24 protein-coding genes are annotated in these 21,261 nt (G+C 60.4%); 22 read left to right on the top strand and 2 right to left on the bottom strand.

The genetic code is table 11. From position 1 onward, the window contains the following. The first annotated feature begins 19 nt into the window (after nucleotides 1-19). The 22 genes from PRI8871_RS19605 (at nucleotide 20) to PRI8871_RS11595 (ending at nucleotide 18,790) form a co-directional block, all read left to right on the top strand. Nucleotides 20-1,054 carry a helix-hairpin-helix domain-containing protein gene (locus PRI8871_RS19605; protein WP_503128375.1) on the top strand — a complete coding sequence of 345 codons (1,035 nt, stop codon included), beginning with the start codon at nucleotides 20-22 and terminating at the stop codon, nucleotides 1,052-1,054. Between the two features lie 17 nt (nucleotides 1,055-1,071). Further along, on the top strand, nucleotides 1,072-1,296 hold the full coding sequence (locus tag PRI8871_RS11695; protein ID WP_108886400.1) for a DUF5337 family protein: 225 nt from the start codon (nucleotides 1,072-1,074) through the stop codon (nucleotides 1,294-1,296). Beyond that, nucleotides 1,296-2,594 carry an NADH-quinone oxidoreductase subunit NuoF gene (gene nuoF / locus PRI8871_RS11690; RefSeq protein ID WP_108886399.1) on the top strand — a complete coding sequence of 433 codons (1,299 nt, stop codon included), beginning with the start codon at nucleotides 1,296-1,298 and terminating at the stop codon, nucleotides 2,592-2,594. Before PRI8871_RS11695 ends, nuoF begins: the two co-directional genes overlap by 1 nt. A gap of 22 nt (nucleotides 2,595-2,616) precedes the next feature. Continuing rightward, the gene (locus PRI8871_RS11685; RefSeq protein ID WP_108886398.1) at nucleotides 2,617-3,105 is read left to right on the top strand and encodes a DUF3291 domain-containing protein; all 489 of its coding nucleotides are present in this window, start codon (nucleotides 2,617-2,619) and stop codon (nucleotides 3,103-3,105) included. A gap of 5 nt (nucleotides 3,106-3,110) precedes the next feature. Beyond that, nucleotides 3,111-3,455 (top strand): hypothetical protein, encoded by a 345-nt coding sequence (locus PRI8871_RS11680; protein WP_108886397.1) that lies wholly within the window; start codon nucleotides 3,111-3,113, stop codon nucleotides 3,453-3,455. Continuing rightward, nucleotides 3,452-3,952 (top strand): DUF5333 domain-containing protein, encoded by a 501-nt coding sequence (locus tag PRI8871_RS11675; RefSeq protein WP_245897844.1) that lies wholly within the window; start codon nucleotides 3,452-3,454, stop codon nucleotides 3,950-3,952. The genes PRI8871_RS11680 and PRI8871_RS11675 overlap by 4 nt, the downstream gene beginning before the upstream one ends. Before the next feature lie 5 nt (nucleotides 3,953-3,957). Continuing rightward, entirely contained in the window at nucleotides 3,958-5,976 is a 2,019-nt protein-coding gene (nuoG, locus tag PRI8871_RS11670) for an NADH-quinone oxidoreductase subunit NuoG (RefSeq protein WP_108886395.1), read from the top strand. Further along, nucleotides 5,976-6,374: a YNQ4 family lipoprotein gene (locus tag PRI8871_RS11665; RefSeq protein ID WP_245897843.1), complete on the top strand. Its 399-nt coding sequence runs from the start codon at nucleotides 5,976-5,978 to the stop codon at nucleotides 6,372-6,374. The genes nuoG and PRI8871_RS11665 overlap by 1 nt, the downstream gene beginning before the upstream one ends. A gap of 8 nt (nucleotides 6,375-6,382) precedes the next feature. Then, the gene (gene nuoH / locus PRI8871_RS11660) at nucleotides 6,383-7,420 is read left to right on the top strand and encodes an NADH-quinone oxidoreductase subunit NuoH (protein ID WP_108886394.1); all 1,038 of its coding nucleotides are present in this window, start codon (nucleotides 6,383-6,385) and stop codon (nucleotides 7,418-7,420) included. 1 nt (nucleotide 7,421) lies between these two features. After that, on the top strand, nucleotides 7,422-7,748 hold the full coding sequence (locus PRI8871_RS11655; protein ID WP_108886393.1) for a hypothetical protein: 327 nt from the start codon (nucleotides 7,422-7,424) through the stop codon (nucleotides 7,746-7,748). A 2-nt stretch (nucleotides 7,749-7,750) separates the two neighbouring features. Then, entirely contained in the window at nucleotides 7,751-8,245 is a 495-nt protein-coding gene (gene nuoI, locus PRI8871_RS11650) for an NADH-quinone oxidoreductase subunit NuoI (protein ID WP_108886392.1), read from the top strand. Further along, on the top strand, nucleotides 8,245-8,646 hold the full coding sequence (locus PRI8871_RS11645; RefSeq protein ID WP_108886391.1) for a carboxymuconolactone decarboxylase family protein: 402 nt from the start codon (nucleotides 8,245-8,247) through the stop codon (nucleotides 8,644-8,646). The genes nuoI and PRI8871_RS11645 overlap by 1 nt, the downstream gene beginning before the upstream one ends. Beyond that, nucleotides 8,646-9,050, top strand: coding sequence for a carboxymuconolactone decarboxylase family protein (locus PRI8871_RS11640; protein ID WP_108886390.1), 405 nt, complete (start codon nucleotides 8,646-8,648; stop codon nucleotides 9,048-9,050). The genes PRI8871_RS11645 and PRI8871_RS11640 overlap by 1 nt, the downstream gene beginning before the upstream one ends. After that, nucleotides 9,047-9,649: an NADH-quinone oxidoreductase subunit J gene (locus PRI8871_RS11635; protein WP_108886389.1), complete on the top strand. Its 603-nt coding sequence runs from the start codon at nucleotides 9,047-9,049 to the stop codon at nucleotides 9,647-9,649. The genes PRI8871_RS11640 and PRI8871_RS11635 overlap by 4 nt, the downstream gene beginning before the upstream one ends. A gap of 36 nt (nucleotides 9,650-9,685) precedes the next feature. Next, a complete protein-coding gene (locus PRI8871_RS11630; RefSeq protein WP_108886388.1) occupies nucleotides 9,686-9,880 on the top strand; it encodes a hypothetical protein in 195 nt (64 codons plus the stop codon). Between the two features lie 83 nt (nucleotides 9,881-9,963). After that, nucleotides 9,964-10,269 carry an NADH-quinone oxidoreductase subunit NuoK gene (nuoK, locus tag PRI8871_RS11625; RefSeq protein WP_108886387.1) on the top strand — a complete coding sequence of 102 codons (306 nt, stop codon included), beginning with the start codon at nucleotides 9,964-9,966 and terminating at the stop codon, nucleotides 10,267-10,269. A gap of 6 nt (nucleotides 10,270-10,275) precedes the next feature. After that, nucleotides 10,276-12,459, top strand: coding sequence for an NADH-quinone oxidoreductase subunit L (gene nuoL / locus PRI8871_RS11620; RefSeq protein WP_108886386.1), 2,184 nt, complete (start codon nucleotides 10,276-10,278; stop codon nucleotides 12,457-12,459). After that, the gene (locus PRI8871_RS11615; protein ID WP_108886385.1) at nucleotides 12,459-14,012 is read left to right on the top strand and encodes an NADH-quinone oxidoreductase subunit M; all 1,554 of its coding nucleotides are present in this window, start codon (nucleotides 12,459-12,461) and stop codon (nucleotides 14,010-14,012) included. Before nuoL ends, PRI8871_RS11615 begins: the two co-directional genes overlap by 1 nt. A 13-nt stretch (nucleotides 14,013-14,025) precedes the next feature. Next, nucleotides 14,026-15,468 carry an NADH-quinone oxidoreductase subunit NuoN gene (nuoN, locus tag PRI8871_RS11610; protein WP_108886384.1) on the top strand — a complete coding sequence of 481 codons (1,443 nt, stop codon included), beginning with the start codon at nucleotides 14,026-14,028 and terminating at the stop codon, nucleotides 15,466-15,468. A 120-nt stretch (nucleotides 15,469-15,588) separates the two neighbouring features. Further along, nucleotides 15,589-16,335, top strand: coding sequence for a biotin--[acetyl-CoA-carboxylase] ligase (locus tag PRI8871_RS11605; protein WP_108886515.1), 747 nt, complete (start codon nucleotides 15,589-15,591; stop codon nucleotides 16,333-16,335). A 10-nt stretch (nucleotides 16,336-16,345) separates the two neighbouring features. Next, nucleotides 16,346-17,119 carry a type III pantothenate kinase gene (locus PRI8871_RS11600; protein WP_108886383.1) on the top strand — a complete coding sequence of 258 codons (774 nt, stop codon included), beginning with the start codon at nucleotides 16,346-16,348 and terminating at the stop codon, nucleotides 17,117-17,119. 3 nt (nucleotides 17,120-17,122) lie between these two features. Further along, the gene (locus tag PRI8871_RS11595; protein ID WP_108886382.1) at nucleotides 17,123-18,790 is read left to right on the top strand and encodes a ribonuclease J; all 1,668 of its coding nucleotides are present in this window, start codon (nucleotides 17,123-17,125) and stop codon (nucleotides 18,788-18,790) included. Between the two features lie 151 nt (nucleotides 18,791-18,941). Here PRI8871_RS11595 and PRI8871_RS11590 read toward each other — a convergent pair whose 3' ends face one another. Further along, a complete protein-coding gene (locus tag PRI8871_RS11590) occupies nucleotides 18,942-20,351 on the bottom strand; it encodes a DEAD/DEAH box helicase (protein WP_108886381.1) in 1,410 nt (469 codons plus the stop codon). A gap of 136 nt (nucleotides 20,352-20,487) precedes the next feature. Further along, nucleotides 20,488-21,249: a hypothetical protein gene (locus tag PRI8871_RS11585; RefSeq protein ID WP_108886380.1), complete on the bottom strand. Its 762-nt coding sequence runs from the start codon at nucleotides 21,247-21,249 to the stop codon at nucleotides 20,488-20,490. Nucleotides 21,250-21,261 lie beyond the last annotated feature (12 nt).

Genomic DNA, 21,261 nt, shown 5'->3' with positions numbered 1-21,261 from the left:
ACCACATGGGAGAGTGAGAATGAGCAATCCAGGTAATAACAAGAGCTGTAGCACAAAGTGTTGGCTCTTTTCTGCGGCGCTGGCGGTGTTGACCACTGTGCTGCTCATGTCCGTCGGACATTACGCGCTGATCGAAGCGCTTGTACTTGGTGTGCTCTTTTTCGTGATCTTTGGTGGGCTGATCGTGTGGCTCTACTGTGGCAAATCGGCGGAACAGCCGAGCGCCGCGCCGGTTTCTGCACCCGCCCCGGCGGCGTCACAAACGGCGGCTCCCGCTGCTAAGGCTGCACCGGCGGCTGCGCCTGCACCGGCTGCTCCGGCACCTGCTGCCGCACCGGCTGAGGCGTCGAAGGTGAAGCCCTCTGCGGCGTTGGCAGGGCAGGCTGAACTGGCCGAGAAGAAGGGCGAATGGCGCTATGAGGGCGGCGACGACAAAGCCGCGCCCGCAGCGGACCCTGCCCCGGCGGCAGAGCCTGCTCCGGCAGCAGAGGCCCCGAAGGCCGAGGCGCCCAAGGCGGATGAACCTGCGGCGGCGGTGATCAAACCGTCCACGCGTTTGGCCGGTCAGGAAGATCTGGCCGCGCGCAAGGGCACTTGGCGCTATGAGGGCGGCGATGCCAAAGCCGCGCCCAAGGCGAAGGCCGCACCGGCCCCCGCCGCTGAGGCGGCACCGGTTAAAGCGTCGACCAAACTGGCGGGCGAAGAAGAGCTTTCCGCCAAGAAAGGCGAATGGCGTTATGAGGGCGAAGGCGCGGGCGAAACCGCTGGCACCAAGCCCGAAGGTCTGGCAGCCCCGCGTGATGGCGGTGCCGATGATCTGAAGCGGATCAAGGGCATTGGCCCCAAGCTGGAAGCCATGTGCAACGAGCTGGGCTATTACCACTTTGACCAGATCGCGGGCTGGACCGCCGATGAGGTCGCATGGGTGGATGCCAACCTGAAGGGCTTCAAGGGTCGAGTGACCCGCGATAACTGGCTTGAACAAGCCAAGCTGCTGGCCACCGGCGGCGAAACTGAATTCTCAAAACGCGTCGACAAGGGCGGCGTGTACTGAGGGAGACTTAGGCCGATATGAGCCGCGAGACAGAATATAAAGCACAAGGCCGCCTCACCGCGTTGGTTGTGGCAGGTGTTGGTCTGTTCTGGATCGCGGCCACGGCTTTGGGGGAAGCGCTGGATTGGACCCAGCGCACCCGCGCCTTCTTTGACTTGGCCGCATTGGCTGGGTTTTTGTTGGCGTTTTGGATGATCTACCAACTCTGGCGGTCGCGCCAGAAGGACAAGGATGAACGCTGATGCTGCAGGATCAGGACCGGATCTTTACGAACATCTACGGGATGCATAACCGCACCCTGGCAGGCGCCCGTGCGCGCGGCCATTGGGACGGGACCGCTGGCCTGATCCAAAAGGGTCGCGACTGGATCGTTCAAGAGATGAAAGACAGCGGTCTGCGTGGCCGTGGCGGCGCGGGCTTCCCGACCGGTCTGAAATGGTCCTTCATGCCGAAGGAAAGCGACGGTCGCCCGTCTTATCTGGTGATCAACGCCGACGAATCCGAACCGGGCACCTGCAAAGACCGCGAAATCATGCGCCACGATCCGCACACGCTGATCGAAGGTGCGCTGATCGCCTCGTTCGCGATGCAGGCCCATGCGTGCTACATCTACATTCGCGGCGAATATATCCGCGAAAAGGAAGCGCTGCAGAACGCCATTGATGAGGCCTATGACGCGGGCCTTCTGGGCAAGAACGCCGCTGGCTCGGGCTGGGATTTTGACCTCTATCTGCACCACGGGGCAGGGGCCTATATCTGCGGCGAAGAAACTGCGCTGCTGGAAAGCCTTGAAGGCAAAAAGGGCATGCCCCGCATGAAGCCGCCGTTCCCGGCAGGCTCGGGCCTTTATGGCTGCCCGACCACGGTGAACAACGTGGAATCGATTGCCGTTGTGCCGACGATCCTGCGACGCGGCGCATCGTGGTTCGCGGGCTTTGGCCGTCCGAACAACGCGGGCACCAAGCTGTTTGCCATCTCGGGCCACGTCAACAACCCCTGCGTCGTCGAAGAAGCGATGTCGATCTCGTTCGAAGAACTGATCGAGAAGCATTGCGGCGGCATCCGCGGCGGTTGGGACAACCTGCTGGCCGTGATTCCCGGTGGCTCGTCTGTTCCCTGCGTGCGCGGCGAAAAGATGAAAGACGCCATCATGGACTTCGATTACCTCCGCAATGACCTTGGCTCGGGCCTGGGTACGGCGGCTGTGATCGTGATGGACAAGCAGACCGACATCATCAAAGCGATCTGGCGCCTGTCGAAGTTCTACAAGCACGAAAGCTGCGGCCAGTGTACGCCGTGCCGTGAAGGCACCGGCTGGATGATGCGCGTGATGGACCGTCTGGTAAAGGGCGAGGCCGAGATCGAAGAAATCGACATGCTTTGGGATGTGACCAAGCAGGTCGAAGGCCACACGATCTGTGCACTGGGCGACGCGGCTGCATGGCCGATCCAGGGCCTGATCCGCAACTTCCGCGAAGAAATCGAAGACCGTATCAAGGCCCAGAAGTCGGGCCGTATGGGCGCAATGGCGGCTGAATAAGCGGCCTTAGCGGGATAGGACCATGACACAGACCATGCACTTGGCCGAGTTGAACGTAGGGCGCCTGTTGGCACCCACGGACGACCCGCGCGTGGCTGAGTTCATGGAGAACATCGACCGGGTGAATGGCCTCGGCAAACGGATGCCGGGCTTCGTCTGGATGATGGAAGGATCGGGCGAACCCAACACGGGCAACACCGACACTGCCATCGACGGCGACCCGCAATATGTGTCCAACCTGACGGTCTGGAAAGATGTTGCGAGCCTAGAGAAGTTTGTCTGGAATACGGTCCACAAGCAATTCTACGAACGTCGCAACGAATGGTTTGAAGTTCTGGGCGAACAGCACTTCGTCATGTGGTGGGTGCCTGCGGGCCATAAACCCAGCTTTGACGAAGCTTTGGCCCGGCTGGACCATAAGCGCGAACATGGAGACAGCGACCACGCGTTTGGCTGGTCGTACCTGACAGAGGCAACGGGCTGGAAACAGCATCGCTGCGCGGCGGAGTGATCTGGATGACCAATCTGACCAAATCCCTTCTGGTTTCCATGCTGGCGCTGACGGCGGTTTCCGCCTGCGACCGTGAACGCTCTAACTCGGTGCGGTTTGACGGCAATTATTACCCCGCCAAGGGCAAGGCCGTAGAGGCCAAAGCCCCGGCGGATTTCGTCGTGACAGTGTCCAACGTGGCCCAAGGGCTGGAAGGCGCGCGTCAGGCGGGCGAATACGAGGCGACCAAATACTGTATTCAGAAACTGGGCACCTCGGACGTGATCTGGCAAATCGGCCCGGACGCGGATGAAACGGCAATCGGCGCGGCCTCTGGCACGCTGACATTGGCGGGATCTTGCGTGGAATGAGCGGATTTGCGGTCATATCCCCCACAAACCGGGGCATGATATTGAATAACGGGGGCCCCTGCGCCCACGTGGCAAGCATCTTTCACCAAAGGATTGCCACGATGATGAAGCCGTTTGCCCTTGCCCTGACCTTGATCGCCAGCAGCGCCTCGGCGCTGGTTCCGCTGCGCGAGGTCAAGGAAATCGACCACAATATGCTGTGGGTGGCGATTGCCATCGAGATCAGCGACAAATGCGGCAGCATCGCGCCGCGTACCTTGAAAGGCTATGCTTTTCTCAGCTCGCTTAAAGACAAGGCACGCTCGCTCGGGTACTCCGACGACGAAATCAAAACCTATGTCAGCAGCGCGGATGAGAAAGCCCGAATTCGCAAACTGGGCGAAGCCTATGTGAAATCCAAGGGGCTCGATCCCCGGAGCGCGGAAGACCTGTGCACGCTTGGCCAGGCCGAGATTGCCCGCTCCAGCCAGATCGGCGTCCTGTTAAGAGCAAAGTGAGACAGATGGCGGACCTACGCAAGATCATCATCGACGATCATGAAATCGAGTGCGACGGGGCGATGACCCTGATTCAGGCCTGCGAACAGGCCGGGGTAGAAGTTCCGCGCTTCTGCTACCATGAACGCCTGTCGATTGCCGGCAATTGCCGCATGTGCCTTGTCGAAGTGGTTGGCGGCCCGCCCAAGCCCGCCGCCTCTTGCGCGATGCAGGTCCGCGATCTGCGTCCCGGCCCGGAAGGCCAGCCACCGGTTGTGAAAACCAACTCGCCCATGGTCAAAAAGGCCCGCGAAGGCGTGATGGAATTCCTGCTGATCAACCACCCGCTGGATTGCCCGATCTGCGATCAGGGCGGCGAATGCGATCTGCAAGATCAGGCGCTGGCCTATGGCGTGGATTTCAGCCGCTTCCGCGAACCCAAGCGTGCGACCGAAGACCTGAACCTTGGTCCGCTTGTTGAAACGCACATGACTCGGTGTATTTCCTGCACCCGCTGCGTGCGCTTCACGTCCGAGGTCGCGGGCATCACCCAGATGGGCCAGACGGGTCGCGGCGAAGATGCGGAAATCACCAGCTATCTGAACCAGACGCTGGATTCGAACATGCAGGGCAACATCATCGACCTGTGTCCGGTCGGTGCGCTGGTGTCCAAGCCCTATTCCTTCACCGCCCGCCCGTGGGAGTTGACCAAGACCGAAACCATCGACGTGATGGATGCGCTTGGCTCGAACATCCGCGTGGATACCAAGGGCCGCGAAGTGATGCGCATACTGCCGCGCAACCACGACGGCGTGAACGAAGAGTGGATCTCGGACAAGTCGCGCTTTGTGTGGGACGGGCTGAAGCGTCAGCGTCTGGACAAGCCCTACATCCGCGAAAACGGCAAGCTGCGCCAGGCAACCTGGGGTGAAGCGCTGGCCAAGGCCGCCGGTGCGCTGAAAGGCGCGTCGAAAGTGGCCGGTCTGGTTGGCGATCTGGCCTCGGTTGAGGCGACCTTTGCCCTGAAGAACATGGTCGATGGTCTGGGCGGCGCTGTTGAGGCGCGCACCGACAAGGCCAAGCTGCCGGCGGGCAACCGTTCGGCCTATGCTGGCACGGCTGCAATCGAAGATATCGACGGCGCTGACATGATCCTGCTGATCGGCACCAACCCGCGCGAAGAATCGCCGGTGCTGAACGCCCGTATCCGCAAGGCATGGGCGCGTGGTGCCAAGGTGGCCTTGATTGGTGAGCAGGTCGATCTGACCTACGATTACACCTATCTGGGCAATGACCGCGCCGCGCTGGCCAAACTGGCGGCCATGGACCACAGCGACAAGCACGGCGTGCCGGGCGTGACGATCGTGGGGCAGGGCGCCCTGCGTGAGGCTGATGGCGCCGCAGTTCTGGGCACCGTAATGGCGATGACCGAAGCGGCTCAGTCGAAACTGCTGGTTCTGCACACTGCCGCCAGCCGCGTTGGCGCGCTCGATGTGGGCGCAGTCACCGAAGGTGGTCTGGAAGCCGCGATTGACGGGGCGGACGTGATTTACAACCTCGGCGCTGATGAGGTCGAGATTGGCGACGGCGCGTTTGTGATCTACCAAGGCAGCCATGGCGACCGCGGCGCACACCGCGCGGACGTGATCCTGCCGGGCGCGGCCTATACCGAAGAAAACGGTCTGTTCGTGAACACCGAAGGCCGCCCGCAGCTGGCACAGCGTGCCGGGTTTGCTCCGGGCGAGGCCAAGGAAAACTGGGCGATCCTGCGTGCGCTTTCGGCGGAACTGGGCGCGACCCAGCCGTGGGATTCGCTGGCGCAGCTGCGTCAGGCACTGGTTGCGGCTGTCCCGCACCTGGCCCAGATCGACGAAGTGCCCGCAAACGCATGGACCGCCGAAGCCGCAGGTAAGCTGGGCGAGGCGAGCTTTGTGAACGCGGTCAAGGATTTCTACCTGACGAACCCGATTGCCCGTGCATCGGCCCTGATGGCGGAACTGAGCGCGAATGCAAAAGCGCGCGGCCAAAAGATCGCGGCCGAATAATGATGCCGAACCCGGCATATCCTCTGGCCTTGATGGCGGCCCTGACGGTTTCGGCATGTGTCGAATCCGAAGGGGAGGTTGCGCCGTTCAAGCCGGATTATGCCGGGATCGAAACCCGCCTTCTGGACGGGGATCTGGTGAATTTTCTTGTGACCATGCGCGGTGCGCGTGACCCCAAGGATGTGGAAAACTACGCGGAATGTGCCGCAGCGCAGTATGCCGTTATTCGCGGCTACGGCTTTGCGCGTCATTTGCGCACGAACGTATACGAAAAGGGTGGCCTCTGGCACGGAGATGCGGTTTACACCATCTCGCCGGCGCTGCCCCGCGGACTCAAGACAATCGACGCAGAAGTCGTCGTGTCTGATTGCGCGGAAAACGGAATACCGATGGTGTGAGGGACCTGATGGCTGACTTCTTTTTCAACACCAACCTGGGGATCTTCCTGCTGACCGTGGGTCAGATCTTCCTGCTGGTCCTGCCGCTGCTGGTGGCATTGGCCTTCCTGATGTATGCCGACCGCAAAATCTGGGCTGCTGTCCAGATGCGTCGCGGCCCCAACGTGGTGGGCTTTTACGGTTTGCTACAGTCTTTCGCGGACTTCGCGAAATACATCGTCAAGGAAGTTGTCGTGCCTGCTGGCGCTGACAAATTCGTCTTCTTCCTGGCCCCGCTGGTAAGCTTGGTGATGGCACTGGTTGCCTGGGCGGTGATCCCGTTCGGCGACGGCTGGGTGCTGTCGGATATCAACGTGGCCATCCTCTATGTTTTCGCCATTTCCTCGCTTGAGGTATACGGCGTGATCATGGGCGGCTGGGCGTCGAACTCGAAGTACCCGTTCCTGGGATCGCTTCGGTCGGCGGCACAGATGATTTCTTACGAAGTGTCGATCGGTCTGATCATCATTGGTGTGATCATCTCGGCCGGGTCGATGAACTTTGGCGACATCGTGCATTCACAAAGCGGCGCAGGCATCCTGAGCTGGTACTGGCTGCCGCACTTCCCGATGCTGTTCCTGTTCCTGATTTCGGCACTGGCCGAAACCAACCGCCCGCCGTTCGACCTTCCCGAGGCGGAATCGGAACTGGTGGCTGGTTATCAGGTTGAATACTCGTCCACCCCGTTCCTGCTGTTCATGATCGGTGAACTGGTGGCTGTGGTTCTGATGTGCGCGCTGATCTCGCTGCTGTTCTTCGGTGGCTGGCTGTCGCCGATCCCGGGTCTGCCGGATGGTATCCTGTGGATGATTGGCAAGATGCTGTTTGTCTTCTTCATCTTCTCGATGGTGAAGGCGATCACGCCCCGCTACCGCTATGACCAACTGATGCGTCTGGGCTGGAAAGTCTTCCTGCCGATGTCGCTGGCGTGGGTCGTCTTTGTGGCCTTCGCGGCCAAGTTCGAATGGTTCTGGGGCGTCTACGCCCGCTGGACCATCGGAGGCTGATATGGCTGACCTGAAGGATGCAATCCTGGATGCACGTTACATCGACATGATTTCCCTCGCGGATTTTGTCGTGCGTGACTGCGGCCTGCCCGAACGCGGGCAGGATGGCGGGATGCTTCCTCAGGCCAACGAAATCGCCGCCGCGATTTTCCGCTGGGCCGCCGAGGTTGAGGCTTTTGATGATAAGGCCGCCTCGGTCCTGCCGGATACCGATGACGACGAATACGATGAATACGGTGATCCTCTGATGGACGCCGATGACGCCGAAGCCCGCAAGGTGGACGCGATGACGAACAAAGCCGATGGCTCTCAAGACGGAGACGCGTGAACATGGCAAACATTGATTACGGCAGAGCAGCCAAATACTTCCTGCTGGCGGACTTCCTGAAAGGGTTCCAGCTGGGCATGAAGTATTTCTTTGCCCCCAAGGCAACGCTGAACTACCCGCACGAAAAGGGCCCGCTGTCGCCCCGGTTCCGCGGCGAACATGCGCTGCGCCGCTACCCCAACGGGGAAGAGCGTTGCATCGCCTGTAAACTGTGCGAAGCGATCTGCCCGGCGCAGGCGATCACAATCGATGCAGAACCGCGCGACGACGGCAGCCGCCGCACCACGCGTTATGACATCGACATGACAAAATGCATCTACTGCGGCTTCTGCCAAGAGGCCTGCCCGGTAGACGCGATTGTCGAAGGTCCGAACTTTGAATTCGCCACGGAAACCCGCGAAGAGCTGTTCTACAACAAGGACAAGCTGTTGGCGAATGGCGAACGTTGGGAAGCCGAAATCGCCCGCAACCTCGAAATGGATGCACCGTACCGCTAATGAGTCTGGATGAGCCCCATATCGACACCTACGCGCGTGGGAAGGCCCTGTCTGAACAGGTCAATCCCGGCATGGAGGATGTGCTGCGTGATCGCTATGACACGCTGGTGCCCGGTCTGTCCAAGACGGTCGTCGATGTGGCCTATGGACAGTTCTACGCCCGCGGCGGTGTGGACGAAAAGACCCGGCTGCTGGCGACAATCGCTGCGCTGACGGCGCTTGGCGGTCAGACGCGCCCGCAATTGAAGGTGAACATCGCCAGTGCGCGGGCCGTGGGTGCAACCCGGCAGGAAATCTCAGAGATCATTTTTCAGATGACGCTCTATGGTGGGTTCCCTGCAATGATCAATGCGTTGAACGCGGCAATTGAAGTGTTCGAAGCCGAGGAGGATGACACGTAATGAACGACAAAACTCCTTTTGAGCTGATGATGCAGCAGGCTCAGGAAATGGCCAAAGCGTTCAATCCGGCGCTGGAAACCTTTTCGCCCAAAGGGTTTGAGGCCCTCTGGCCGACCATGCCCAAAGAGATCATGGAAATGGCCTTTGGTAAGGGGATTTCCAAAGACGGGCTGGACGCCAAAACGCGCCTTTTGCTGACCATTGCCGGTCAGACCATGCAGGGCGCACAAGCCGATACACCGTTTCGGATGACAGTGCGCCACGCGCTGGAGGCCGGAGCCACGAAAGACGAAATAGCCGAGACCATCGCACAGATGTCGATGTTCGCAGGCATTCCTGCCATGACCCGCGCGATGGACCTCGCGCGCGAGGTGATGGAAGACAAAAAGGATAGTGAGACATGATGGTCTTTGCCTTCTACCTGTTTGCCCTGAGCGCGATTGCCGGCGGGCTGTTCACAGTGATCAGCCGCAACCCGGTGCACTCGGTGCTTTGGCTGATCCTGGCCTTCTTGTCCTCGGCGGGGCTGTTCGTGCTGCTGGGCGCGGAATTTGTCGCGATGCTGCTGGTGATCGTCTATGTGGGCGCGGTTGCGGTTCTGTTCCTTTTCGTCGTCATGATGCTGGACATCGACTTTGCCGAGATGAAAGCCGAGATGGCGAAGTATCTGCCGCTGGCACTGCTGATCGGGGTCATCATCCTGATGCAGCTGGGCATGGCCTACGGTGCATGGGAAACCTCGGATCACGCGCAGGATATGATCGCGGCGGCTGCGCCTGCCGATCGTCACAACACCGAGGCGCTTGGCCTGATCGTCTATGACCAATACTTTCTGCTGTTCCAACTGGCCGGTCTGATCCTGCTGGTCGCGATGATCGGCGCTATCGTTCTGACCCTGCGCCATCGCAAAGACGTCAAGCGTCAGGATGTTCTGGCCCAGATGTACCGCGACCCGGCGAAAGCCATGGAACTGCGCGATGTAAAACCGGGGCAGGGGCTGTGAGCCAAGGCCCGTCCAATACCGTGGTGTGAGGCCGGAATGAGCGACCTGGTTGCTTTCCTCCTCTCACCGCAGGGCATCGCCCTCTATATCGGCTTCTGGATCTGCAAGATCCTGTTCGGAGCCTGGGCGTTGCGCAAGATCGTACTGATGCTACCCGACCGTATTCAGGGCCGGATAGCGGCCCGGTTTGGGTTTTTGGGCCTAGGTGGCCCGAACGACTGGATGAGATAACCCGCCAATAGGCGGAGTAAGAACCAGCCTCGCAATCGCGGGGCATGAGATGAGAAGAAGCGGGCAAGGCCCGGAGGGACGATATGATCGGACTTGAACATTATCTGACGGTGGCGGCGACTATGTTCGTTATCGGCATTTTCGGCCTGTTCCTAAACAGGAAGAACGTCATCATCTTGCTGATGTCGATTGAATTGATGCTGCTTTCGGTGAACATCAATCTGGTCGCCTTTTCGTCCTTCCTGGGCGATCTGGTGGGGCAGGTCTTCACCCTCTTCGTCCTGACCGTGGCCGCCGCTGAGGCAGCCATCGGCCTTGCAATCCTCGTCTGCTTCTTCCGCAACCGCGGCACCATCGCCGTGGAAGACGTCAACGTGATGAAAGGGTAACCCGCGATGGAAAGCATCATCCTCTTTGCGCCGCTTGTCGGTGCGATCATTGCGGGGTTTGGCTGGCGCCTAGTCAGCATCCGCGGCGCCCAGTGGATCACCACTGGCCTGCTGTTCCTCGCTTGTGCCTTCTCGTGGATCACCTTCCTGACCTTCGACGGCACGACGCAACACATCGAGATTTTCCGCTGGATCGAAAGCGGGTCGCTGTCGACCTCGTGGGGCATCCGCCTTGACCGTCTGACCGCGATCATGCTGATCGTTGTGACCACGGTGTCGGCGCTGGTGCACCTGTATTCCTTTGGATATATGGCCCACGACGACAACTTCAAGCATGGCGAAGAAAGCTACAAAGCGCGCTTCTTTGCCTACCTGTCGTTCTTTACCTTCGCGATGCTCATGCTGGTGACCTCGGACAACCTCGTCCAGATGTTCTTTGGCTGGGAAGGCGTGGGTGTGGCCTCGTACCTGCTGATCGGTTTCTACTACCGTAAGCCGAGCGCGAACGCCGCCGCTATGAAAGCCTTCATCGTCAACCGTGTGGGTGACTTTGGTTTCGCACTGGGCATCTTTGGCCTGTTCTACCTGACCGACAGCATTCAATTTAACGACGTTTTCGCCGCCGCGCCCGCGCTGGCCGATACGCAACTGAGCTTCCTTTGGGGCGAATGGAACGCCGCCAACCTGCTGGCCTTCCTGCTGTTCGTGGGGGCCATGGGTAAATCGGCGCAGCTGATCCTGCACACATGGCTGCCCGACGCGATGGAAGGCCCGACGCCTGTGTCGGCGCTGATCCACGCCGCAACCATGGTGACCGCTGGTGTCTTCCTTGTTTGCCGCATGTCGCCGCTGATGGAATATGCCCCGCAGGCCACCGCCTTCATCACCATTCTGGGGGCAACCACCGCGTTCTTCGCGGCAACGGTTGGCCTTGTTCAGAACGACATCAAGCGCGTGATCGCCTATTCGACCTGTTCGCAGCTGGGCTATATGTTCGTTGCCGCTGGTGTGGGCGTCTATTCGGTCGCAATGTTCCACCTGTTCACGCACGCCTTCTTCAAAGCGATGCTGTTCCTTGGCGCGGGGTCCGTGATCCACGGCATGCACCACGAACAGGACATGCGGAACTACGGTGGTCTGCGTAAGAAGCTGCCCTATACCTTCTGGGCAATGATGATTGGCACGCTGGCCATCACCGGCGTTGGTATCCCGCTGACCCACATCGGTTTCGCTGGCTTCCTGTCGAAAGACGCCGTGATCGAAAGCGCATGGGCTGGCACGCAGGGGGGCTATGCCTTCTGGATGCTGGTGATCGCTGCGCTGTTCACCTCGTTCTACAGCTGGCGCCTGATGTTCCTGACCTTCTACGGCAAGCCGCGCGGCGACAAGCACACGCATGAGCACGCGCATGAAAGCCCGATGGTCATGCTGGTGCCGCTTGGCGTGCTGGCCCTGGGCGCGGTGTTCTCGGGGATGGTCTGGTACAATAGCTTCTTTGGCGATCATAACTCGGTGAACAAGTTCTTCGGCATTCCGGCACACGCCGAGGCGGGCGAACATGGTGAGGCTCCGGCCGATGGTCATGCCGCTGCTGACACGCATGCCACCGACACTCATGCCGCCGCTGATGACCACGCCGCTACGGTCGAAGAGCATCACGGCTCGGAAGAGGCGCATGCCGCTGCTGAGGCCGATCCGGCCCACGCCGTTGTCGCCGCTGTTCACCACGGTGAAGCCCCGCAGGGCGCGATCTTTATCGCCGACGACAATCACGTGATGGATGACGCGCACCACGCCCCGACTTGGGTCAAGGTTTCGCCCTTCATCGCCATGATCATCGGTTTCGCCGTTGCCTTCTGGTTCTACATCGTGAACCCGGAACTGCCGAAGCGCCTGGCCGAGAGCCAGCGCCCGCTGTACCTGTTCCTGCTGAACAAGTGGTATTTCGACGAAATCTACGATTTCATCTTTGTTCAACCCTCCAAAGCACTGGGCCGCTTCCTATGGAAACGCGGGGATGGTGACGTGATCGACGGGTCGATCAACGGCGTCGCTATGGGCATCGTGCCCTTCTTCACCCGCCTCGCAGGTCGCTTCCAGTCCGGTTACATCTTCACCTACGCCTTTGCCATGGTGATCGGCATCGCGGTGCTTATCACCTGGATGACGCTCAGCGGAGGAGCGCACTAATGGATAACCTCCTTTCCATTGTCACCTTCCTGCCGGCCCTTGCCGCTCTGATCCTCGCGCTGTTCCTGCGCGGGGGAGGCGAGGCCGCGGACCGCAACGCCAAGTGGCTGGCGCTTCTGGCCACGTCGGGCACGTTCATTATCTCGCTTCTGATCCTGGCCCAGTTCGACGCGTCGAACCCCGGCTTCCAGATGGTCGAAACGGGCGAATGGCTGCTGGGTATGCAGTATAAGATGGGCGTCGACGGGATTTCGGTTCTGTTCGTGATGCTGACCACCTTCGTTATGCCGCTGGTCATCGCGGCCAGCTGGGATGTCAGCAAGCGCGTCAAGGAATACATGATCGCCTTCCTGCTACTGGAAACGCTGATGCTTGGCGTGTTCATGGCGCTGGATCTGGTGCTGTTCTACCTGTTCTTCGAAGCTGGCCTGATCCCGATGTTCCTGATCATCGGCATCTGGGGCGGGGCCAACCGCATCTATGCGTCGTTCAAGTTCTTCCTCTACACCTTCCTCGGCTCGGTGCTGATGCTGGTGGCGATGGTGGCCATGTTCGCCGATGCGGGCACGACCGATATCCCGACGCTGCTGACGCATTCCTTCGGGTCTGAGGATTTCTCGGTTCTGGGCATCCACATCGTGGGCGGTATGCAGACGCTGCTGTTCCTGGCCTTCTTCGCCAGCTTCGCGGTGAAAATGCCGATGTGGCCGGTGCACACCTGGTTGCCGGACGCGCACGTTCAGGCCCCGACCGCAGGCTCTGTGGTTCTGGCGGCGATCCTGCTGAAGATGGGCGGCTACGGCTTCTTGCGCTTCAGCCTGCCGATGTTCCCAGTTGGCGCAGATGTCATGGCACCGCTGGTGTTCTGGATGTCGGCCATCGCCATCGTTTACACCTCGCTTGTAGCGTTGGTGCAGGAAGACATGAAAAAGCTGATCGCTTATTCATCGGTTGCGCACATGGGCTATGTGACCATGGGCATCTTTGCGGCCAATCAACAGGGCATCGACGGTGCAATCTTCCAGATGATCAGCCACGGCTTCATCTCGGGCGCGCTGTTCCTTTGCGTTGGCGTGATCTACGACCGCATGCACACGCGTGAGATTGACGCCTATGGCGGTCTGGTAAACCGGATGCCGGCCTATGCGCTGATCTTCATGCTGTTCACCATGGCCAACGTCGGCCTGCCGGGCACTTCGGGCTTTATCGGCGAATTCCTGACGCTGATGGGGATCTTCCAGGTCAACACTTGGGTCGCAGCCATTGCAACCACGGGTGTGATCTTCTCGGCGGCCTATGCGCTGTGGCTCTATCGCCGCGTGGTGATGGGCGATCTGATCAAAGAAAGCCTGAAGACGATCAAAGACATGAGCATCCGCGAAAAGGCGATCTTTGCGCCGCTGGTGGTCATGACCATCTGGATGGGGGTCTACCCGGCGCCGATCCTCGATCGCATCGGCCCCTCGGTCGAGGCTCTCGTTTCGCAATATGACATGGCTCTGGATGCCGCGGGTCGCACCGACGACGTCCAGGTTGCCGAAACCAACCATTAAGGGGTGAGGGATAATGATCTCGGCTGACCTCAATATCATCCTGCCGGAAATCCTTCTGTCGCTGTTCGCGATGCTGGCCCTGGTGGGGATTGTCTATACGGGCAAAGACAAACTCGCGGGCCTGCTGGTCTGGGTAACCGCTGCGCTGTTCGTCGCTCTCGGTCTGTGGATCGGGGCATCGGGCGCGGGTACCAACACGGCCTTCGGCGGCATGTTCGTCGATGACGGGTTTTCCCGCTTTGCCAAGGTTGTGATCCTGATTTCGGCCGCTGCCGTCCTGATCATGAGCCAGGAATACATGCAGCGTCGTGGCCTGCTGCGCTTTGAATACCCCGTTCTGGTGGTTCTGAGCGTCGTTGGCATGATGGTTATGGTGTCTGCGGGTGACCTGATGGCGCTCTATATGGGCCTTGAGCTGCAATCTCTGGCGCTCTACGTGGTTGCTTCGCTGCGCCGCGACAGTGCCAAATCGACCGAAGCTGGCCTGAAGTACTTTGTGCTGGGCGCGCTCTCCTCGGGCCTGCTGCTCTATGGTGCATCGCTGACCTATGGCTACACCGGCACCACCCTGTTCTCGGGCATTATCGAAGCCGCGCATGACGGACACGTTTCGCTTGGTCTTCTGCTGGGTCTGGTGTTCCTGGCCTCGGGCATGGCGTTCAAGGTCTCGGCGGTTCCGTTCCACATGTGGACGCCCGACGTCTACGAAGGCTCGCCCACCCCGATCACCGCCTTCTTCGCCACCGCGCCGAAGGTTGCCGCAATGGGCCTGTTCGCCCGCGTGATGCATGATGCCTTTGGTCATGCCACCGCGGATTGGAGCCAGGTCATCGCGCTTCTGTCGGTGCTGTCGATGTTCCTTGGTGCGGTTGCCGCCATTGGCCAGACCAACATCAAACGTCTGATGGCCTTTTCGTCGATCGCGCATATGGGCTATGCCCTGATGGGGCTGGCCGCCGGGACGCAGTTCGGTGTGCAGGCGCTGCTGATCTACATGGCCATCTACGTCACGATGAACGTTGGCACTTTCGCTTTCATTCTGTCGATGGAGCGTGACGGCCAGCCGGTGACTGATATCCGCGCGCTGAATGGTTATTACAAATCGGAACCGACCAAGGCGCTGGCTGTTCTGGTGCTGATGTTCAGCCTTGCGGGCGTTCCGCCGATGGTTGGCTTCTTTGGCAAGCTGTACGTGCTGCGTGCCGCCTATGAGGCCGGTTTGGCATGGCTGGCGATTGCCGGTGTGATTGCGTCGGTGATCGGTGCCTTCTACTACATCCGCATTGTCTACTACATGTACTTCGGCGATGAGACCGATGAAGCGCTGGATGGTGGCAAGTCGCCGATCCTCTGGGGTTTTCTGATGGGCTCGGCGCTGATCATGGTTGTCGGTGTTGTGAACCTGTTCGGCATCGAAAGCATCGCAGCCGAAGCGGCGGCGGCTCTGGTCAATTGACCTGAGCTTTGTTGATCTAGAGGTGGCGCGCCCAAGGGCGCGCCGCTTTGCATTTTTAGGCCGCGCTTTCGGCGCGGATTTTGCGTATTTATGAAAGAGAAGAAGCAGGGGACGCGCGCGATGGCATGGCCTGAAGGATATGGGCGGCGGGTGCTGGCCGAAGTGGACAGCACAAATGCCGAAGCCGTGCGCATTGCGGGTGGTCTTGCCGGGCCTGAGTGGATCTGCGCGCTGCGCCAGACTGCGGCGCGGGGGCGGCGTGGGCGGGCTTGGGTCAACCCTGAGGGCAATTTCGCTGCAACCTTGGTGATGCGCCCAAGCGGCACGCCGGCAGATGCGGCGCTGCGGTCCTTTGTTGCGTCTCTGGCGCTGTTTGATGCGTTTGTGGCGCTGACGGGCCGGACGGATGGGCTATCGCTGAAATGGCCGAATGATGTGCTGCTGAACGGTGGCAAGGTCGCGGGCATTTTGTTGGAAAGCGTCGGCGGCGCGGGCGGGCTGTCGCATCTGGCCATCGGGATCGGTGTGAACCTGCGGGCTGCGCCGTCGGTGGCTGAGGTGGAGACCGGGGCCGTGCGGCCTGTGTCTTTGCTGGATGAGACCGGCATCGCCGTGACGCCTGAGGACTTCCTTGATGCGCTTGCCGAGGCCTTTGCCACCCATGAAGCGCGGTTCGCCACCTACCGCTTTGCCCCGATCCGAGAGGCCTGGCTGGCCCGCGCGGCGCGGCTGGGCGAAGAGATTACCGCGCGGACAGGCACATCCGAGACGCGCGGCAGGTTTGAAACGGTGGACGGGCAGGGCAATCTTGTCCTAAAGACCGCAGGTGGGCGCGTGGCCATTGCCGCCGCCGATGTTTTCTTCTGAGGGGCGCCCGATGCTATTGGCGATTGACTGCGGCAACACCAACACCGTTTTCTCGATCTGGGACGGGACGTCCTTTATCGCGACCTGGCGGACCGCGACCGAACACCAGCGCACCGCCGATCAGTACTATGTTTGGCTGTCGACCCTCATGGCGTTCCAAAAAATCGAGGCGACAATCACCGATGTGATCGTGTCGTCGACTGTGCCGCGCGTGGTCTTTAACCTGCGGGTTTTGGCGGATCGCTACTTCAACACGCGTCCCTTGGTCGTGGGCAAGCCGGAATGCGCCCTGCCGGTGGATGTGCGTGTCGATGCGGGCACGGCCGTTGGCCCGGACCGATTGGTCAACACCGTGGCGGGCTTTGACCGGCACGGCGGTGATTTGATCGTCGTGGATTTTGGCACCGCGACCACCTTTGACGTTGTGGACCACGATGGCGCCTATGTTGGCGGGGTGATCGCGCCGGGGGTGAACCTGTCGCTTCAGGCGCTGCACGAAGCCGCCGCCGCGCTTCCGCATGTCGATATTTCCAAACCGCAGAACGTTGTGGGCACCAATACCGTGGCCTGTATGCAATCCGGTATTTTTTGGGGCTATGTGGGCCTTGTCCGCGAAATTTGCGCGCGTATTCGGGCCGAACGAGACCGGCCAATGAAAATTGTCTCGACCGGCGGGCTGGCCCCGCTATTTCAACAGACGGAAACTTTGTTTGACGTCTTCGAAGAAGATCTGACGATGCACGGGCTGACCGTGATTCATCGCTATAACAAGAACGGGGGATGACCCATGAGCAGTGAAAGACTGATTTACCTGCCTCTCGGTGGGGCCGGTGAAATCGGCATGAATTGTTACGTCTACGGCTACGGCGCACCAGACAAAGAGCGTCTGATCGTGGTCGATTTGGGCGTGACCTTTCCGGATATGGATGGCAGTCCGGGTGTCGATCTGATTTTCCCCGATGTGGCCTGGCTGGAAGAGCGGCGGGACCGGATCGAGGCGGTGTTTATCACCCATGCCCACGAAGACCACGTCGGCGCAGTAGGACATCTGTTTGAGCGGTTGGGGGCAAAGGTTTATGCACGGCCTTTCACCGCCAATATCGCCCGCGGCAAGCTGGAAGAGCATGGCTTTTCCGAACAGGCGGTTCAGACCTGTTCGATTTGGCCGGAAACCGTGACGGCGGGGCCGTTCAAGGTGGGCTTTGTGCCGATTTCGCACTCGATCCCCGAAAGTTCGGGATTGGTGATCGACAGCCCTGCGGGGCGGGTCGTGCACTCGGGCGACTTCAAGCTGGATGAAACCCCTATTGTCGGGGAACCATTTGACCCGGCGCTTTGGGCCGAGGTGGCCCGCCCGGGCGTGAAGGCACTGGTCTGCGATTCAACCAACGTCTTCTCACCTCATGAGGGCCGGTCTGAGGCCACCGTTGGCCCCGAGATTGAGACGCTCATCAGCAATGCCTCGGGCATGGTAGTGGCGACAACTTTTGCCTCGAACGTGGCGCGGGTGAAGACACTGGCCGAGGCGGGCGCGCGGGCCGGGCGGTCTGTGTGCCTGCTGGGACGTGCGATGCGCCGGATGATCGAAGCGGCGATCCAGACCGGGGTTCTGAAGGATTTCCCAACGGTGATTGGGCCGGAAGATGTGGTGCAGATGCCGCGTGAAAACGTGCTGCTTCTGGTGACGGGCAGCCAGGGTGAACGCCGCGCGGCCTCGGCGCAATTGGCGCGGGGCAAGTTCCATGGGATCACTTTGGCCGAAGGCGATTTGTTCCTGTTCTCGTCCAAGACCATTCCGGGCAATGAGCGCGGCGTGATCCGCATCATCAACCAATTGTCCGAACAGGGCGTGGATGTGGTGGATGACAGCTCGGGCCGGTATCACGTGTCGGGCCATGCCAACCGCCCCGATTTGGAACGGTTGCAACAGATCGTCGATCCGCAGATCGTGGTGCCGATGCATGGTGAGCATCGGCATCTGCGCGAACACACCCGCCTTGCCCAGGCCAATGGCCGCGCGGCTGTTTTGGCGGTGAACGGGATGATGGTCGATCTGTCGGGCAATGAGCCTAAAGTGGCCGAATATGTTGAAACCGGGCGGACCTATTTGGATGGGTCGGTTCAGATCGGTGCGTTGGACGGGATTGTCCGCGACCGTATCCGCATGGCGCTGAACGGTCATGTCATCGTTACGGTGATCATGGACGAAGAAGATGAGCCGCTGGGCGATCCGTGGTGCGAGGTGATGGGCCTGTCGGAAATGGGCCGCAACAACACGCCATTGGTGGATATCCTGGAGGCGGATCTGGGCCAGTTCCTGGGACGTGCGAAGGAAAAAACGCTGACCGATGATGACCGCATGGAGGACGAGATGCGCCGGGTTGTGCGGCAGACTTGTCAGGCGGAGATCGGGAAAAAGCCCGAAGTGTCGGTAATTGTCAGCCGTTTGTCTTAGGGGCTGAGGTGCGAGGGGCGCTGCCCCTCGCGCTCCCCGGAGGATTTATGGAAAGATGAAAGGGTGGGGCAGCGCGGTGCGCTGCTTTTGTTGTTTTGGACATGAAAAAAGGCACGCTGGGAGGCGTGCCTTTGCTTTGGGGTTTGTGCGTTTAGCCTGCGCGGCGTTCTTCAAAGCTGAGGGCGATGAAGCTGGGCAGGTGGTCGCCCAGACCGACGACTTTGTTGTTGTCGTCCCGTCCGCCGCGACGGTTGTTGTTGCGACGTTGATCGGACTTGGGCGCGTCGCTCTGTTTTGGTTCGGGCTTGGGGGCCGCGACTTTCTCGTTGCGGGCGCGGCGCGTGCGGCTGGGCTTTTTGTCGGTGTTGTCGGATTTTTCCGGCTTTGCCTCAGGCTCTGCTGCGGCAGGGGCACTGGATTTGGTTTCAATCCGGTTGATTTCGCGCTGGATCAGCTTTTCGACCGCGTCAAAGGCCTTTTCGTCGCGCGGGCTGCAGATGGTCACAGCTTTGCCAGATCGGCCTGCGCGGCCCGTGCGGCCAATGCGGTGGACGTAATCCTCGGGGTGGCCGGGGACGTCGAAGTTGAACACATGGCTGACGGAAGGCACGTCGAGGCCGCGAGCGGCCACGTCTGAGGCGACCAGGATGCGCAATTTGCCTTCGCGGAAGGATTCCAGCGTGCGCGTGCGCTGCGACTGGTCCAGATCGCCATGGATTGGTGCGGCGTCATAGCCGTATTTCTTGAGCGATTTCGCAGTGATGTCCACGTCCGTCTTGCGGTTGCAGAAAATGATCGCGTTGGTGCAGGCATCCCCTTCGGCATCCAGCAGATCGCGCAGGATCCGGCGCTTTTCGCTGCCTTCACGGTCGCGGCGCGAGGCTTTGAACATCACCACGGATTGTTCAATGGTTTCCGATGCGGTGGCCTGACGGGCCACCTCGATGCGGGCGGGGGCCGACAGGAAGGTGTTGGTGATCCGCTCAATCTCGGGGGCCATGGTGGCCGAGAAGAACAGCGTCTGACGGGTGAAAGGGGTCAGGTTAAAGATGCGTTCGATATCGGGGATAAAGCCCATATCCAGCATGCGGTCGGCTTCGTCCACGACCATGACTTTCACGTCAGACAGGATCAGCTTGCCACGTTCGAAATGGTCCAGCAGGCGGCCGGGGGTGGCGATCAGAACATCCACGCCCTTGTCGATCAGCAGTTCTTGTTCCTTGAAACTGACGCCGCCGATCAGCAGCGCTTTGGTCAGTTTCACGTATTTGGCATAGGTGTCGAAGTTTTCGGCAACCTGCGCCGCCAGTTCGCGCGTCGGGCAGAGCACGAGGCTGCGCGGCATCCGGGCACGGGCGCGGCCACGGGCCAGCGCGGTGATCATCGGCAGAGTAAAGCTGGCGGTTTTGCCAGTGCCGGTCTGGGCGATTCCCAGAACGTCCTTGCCGTCCAGCGCAGCGGGAATCGCGCCGGCTTGAATGGGGGTTGGCGTCTCGTACCCTGCTTCCTCGATAGCTTTCAGAACCTTGGGATTAAGGGCGAGATCGGAAAATTTTGTCATATGCGTCCTGTTTGGCGGAATATACCGCGGTTTTTGGAGCGCATAGTCCGGGCGCCCCGGCATCAGCTTTTCCCCTTGAAAAGCGCGCTTTGCCTAGCCCAATTCCGGTTAAAGGTCAAGTTTTTGCGATTTTTGCCTATTCGCTATTGCGTTGACGTGCTGCTTTCTGCGCTTCGCGGGCATCACGCATCAATTTCAAACGCCGAAAGAGGCTGCCCGAATCGCGGTTCAACTGGTCCAGCAAGTGCAAAGCCAGCGGGCCAGCGCCAGGCGCGGCTTCGGCATCGAGCCATAGGGGGGCCAGAAAATTCGCCTCCAGATCGCCGCGCATCAGGGCAAAGGGTGGCATGCCCATGGGCAGGTCTTCTTTGATGCGTTTGCCGGGCGGGAAGGGGTCGGTGGACGAGGTGCCGGAATACTGACGCTCAAACTCGGCCAGCTTCATGTAGGAAAACAGAATGTTCAGCGACTGGCCGATGCGGCGGTCTGGCTCGGTCTCGCCGAAATCGGCGAAGGTGATGACCGATGAGATGAGCCAGCGCGTGTCGAGTTCCTGCATCAGGAAGGGGCCTTCTTCGGCCCAGAGGCGGCGGAACAGGGCGGGGGCGTGCGGCGGATAGCGGCGTTTGCGCGAATGGGCGATCAGTTCGGCATTGAGCAGGGTCAGTTCCGATTTGCCGGCCAGTTCCTGCGCCTGTTCATAGCGTTTGCGCGCGGCCATTGTCGACGGCTCTGCGGGCGGCTCTGGCGGGTTGGGGATCAACTGGGTCTTGATCGGGGTGAAATCCACATCCAGAGGCGGTAGCGCCGAGGCATCGTCGAATTTCAGCCGTACACGTCGGCGTTCCCACCGAGAGATCAGGGTGTTGAGCCCGCCGGGATAGGTTTCATCAGTCATGCAAAAACTCTA

The sequence above is a fragment of the Pseudoprimorskyibacter insulae genome (genome assembly GCF_900302505.1).
GTDB classification, from domain to species: domain Bacteria; phylum Pseudomonadota; class Alphaproteobacteria; order Rhodobacterales; family Rhodobacteraceae; genus Pseudoprimorskyibacter; species Pseudoprimorskyibacter insulae.
Note: the sequence above shows the minus strand (reverse complement) of the source record. Positions and strands in the feature narration are given on the sequence as shown.